This is a genomic window from Acinetobacter sp. YH16042 (assembly GCF_013417245.1).
In the GTDB taxonomy this organism is placed as follows: Bacteria; Pseudomonadota; Gammaproteobacteria; order Pseudomonadales; family Moraxellaceae; genus Acinetobacter; species Acinetobacter amyesii.
In genome coordinates this window covers 1-2,222 of the sequence record NZ_VPEJ01000086.1, presented here as the reverse complement: position 1 = coordinate 2,222, position 2,222 = coordinate 1, and the positions used below count along the sequence as shown (strand labels likewise).

Sequence of the window (2,222 nt, the reverse complement as noted above, 5' to 3'; positions counted from 1 at the left end):
CCGACCGTAAAACGGACACGCAGAAGCGGGCAAAGCTCGATCTAGGATGCTTATTTGATGATTTAAAACACGGATTAACGAAGACTTATCATTTTGAGTCTTGATCTAAACACTGTTTATTGTGAAAATAGAGTTCAGGTACAAGCCTTTGGTGAAATCATAACGGTCGCCAAACCTTATGATCTTCGTTATTCGATGGGTTAACATCAAATAACTGCGTACCGTAGAATTTACTGGAAAACCCCTCTAAGTTGCAAGGCTTAGGGGGGATTTTCTTTATAATTTACAATTACAAATTTACTTATCCTTATTTAAAGCAAATTTTCGCTTCTTAATCACAGTAATTGACTTTTCTTGTGAAGCTATATTTTGCTGAATAGCTACCTGCTTCATTTTTACTGGTAAAGTAATCTTTTCATCAGATTTGGGGCTAGATTCTTTAGGCTTTGAATCTGTTGGCTTTTGCAAAGTTGCTTCTTTATTTTTAATTTTTATATAAATTTTATGTACGACCGTATTGTGTTCTTTGATCTCCTTATTTTTACTCTTTATTTTTTTATATTGTTCTTTAAAGGGCGTTATAAAATTCTTAACCGTTGATAGCAGTACAGCTTCATCAGAGTGTATATCTGCTAATGTCTTTGGTGTTTCACTTTGTACAAAATCAATAAAATGTAAGGGAAATTTTTCAATAATCTCTGGAGTAGCAAAACTAACAAAATGATATCCGTGATAAGAAATTACAGCGTAATTTGTATCCTGTTTAATCGGATGTTTGATATATCCCTTTACTGTCGCTTCTCCTTGATCCAATAGCTTTTTTAGATAGAAATCCTTGATATGATTCTCTAAAACTCTACTTTTTCTATAAAAATTAATCTTATTGTTAATCTCTTCTCGCTCTTCTATTTCATCAACAATATCTAACTTATGACTAAATTCAACAAATTGAGCATGATGATATTCAGCAAGTTTAGAAGTCCAAATTAAGATTTGTCCAAGATTATCAGGCTTAATAATCTCAATATCGTTGAAATCAAGTTTTTTTATTAGTGCAAGTTCTTCATGCTTGAACTCTTTTCTTTCCAAACTTGAATGTTTCAACATAACAACTTCCTTAACCACGGCGTATCCTTCAAAAACTATAAAGTAAAAGCTCATTTGGTATGAATACCAAATGAGCTTTCTAATTAATCAATCAAACATTAAGACAAAAAAGGGAGGTCATACCTAATCAAGCACGTTTCAATGCCATAATATGGCGAACCATATCGTTAATATGTTGTTTTGTTTCATTATCTTGTGAACTTAACCATGTCACTACATCAGCATCAAAAGCCTTTGCTTGAGCTATGGCATGGCGTTCCTGTAATTTCTTCACAAAGCTAGGTTTAACCAATGGCGCATTAGTAGGGTCAAAATTTTTATAGCGTTCTAGTTCATTTTGCATTGCTGTACCTCCGCTTTTGGTGATGTGATGGTTCAAATGCAGTGATTATTCTCGCAACATCTCCACGTTCAACCCAAACCACTGTTAATAGTCTACCACGATTGCTTAAACCGACTGATATTAGTCGTTGTTCATCATAGTGTCCTACATCATCAAAAGAGATCAATGCAGGATCAAGGAAAATACTACAGACCTCCTCGAACGTAATTTCTCGCCCTCGATAGACTAAATCCATTTTTTGGTCATGCCATTCAAATAACAAGCCGTAATATTCAATTAATGGCATGATTACCTCTTTTCCTCTCGTGAAATAAAAAATATGCCTATTATTTTGGGTCTATGACACAAAAATCGCCATTTTTTCCATATCCGCACTGCTTTTTCATCACACGAACACACGGTTTAGATTTCTCTCCAACAGTACAGCTTCCAATATCAAACTGGATACCTTGCTGTCTTAAGCTCTCGATCTGAGGGATATTTTCTAAAGGTTTGATATAAACACTGAATAACCAAATGATGCCAAGCATCAGAATGGCGAAAATGCCTAAAATGATGGTGATGATTTTCCATGAAAATTGATCACTGGTTGATTCAATCGAGTTTTTTAAATGTCCAAGTGCTTTGGCGGTCTTGATAAGCTCTGCTGTACCCTCCTGTAAGCCCGTATTTAGCGATTTTGATACGGTACTATGGGTTTGCCCTGCTATGACCTTTTGAATGCGTTCTTCGGTGATTTGAAGCTCTTTAACAGCCTGATTGACTAGGTTCT

Annotated in this window: 4 protein-coding genes; all 4 read right to left on the bottom strand. The window is 35.0% G+C overall.

Going from position 1 to position 2,222, the window contains the following annotated elements; all coding sequences use genetic code 11:
* Positions 1–297 precede the first annotated feature (297 nt).
* Positions 298–1,107 carry a hypothetical protein gene (locus FTV37_RS17070; protein ID WP_108091266.1) on the bottom strand — a complete coding sequence of 270 codons (810 nt, stop codon included), beginning with the start codon at positions 1,105–1,107 and terminating at the stop codon, positions 298–300.
* Positions 1,108–1,234: 127 nt separating this feature from the next.
* Positions 1,235–1,450: a hypothetical protein gene (locus tag FTV37_RS17065; RefSeq protein ID WP_180064318.1), complete on the bottom strand. Its 216-nt coding sequence runs from the start codon at positions 1,448–1,450 to the stop codon at positions 1,235–1,237.
* Entirely contained in the window at positions 1,440–1,736 is a 297-nt protein-coding gene (locus FTV37_RS17060) for a BrnT family toxin (RefSeq protein WP_180064317.1), read from the bottom strand. The genes FTV37_RS17065 and FTV37_RS17060 overlap by 11 nt, the downstream gene beginning before the upstream one ends.
* A gap of 40 nt (positions 1,737–1,776) precedes the next feature.
* The coding region (locus FTV37_RS17055) for a hypothetical protein (RefSeq protein ID WP_180064316.1) at positions 1,777–2,222 on the bottom strand (446 nt) is incomplete at its 5' end.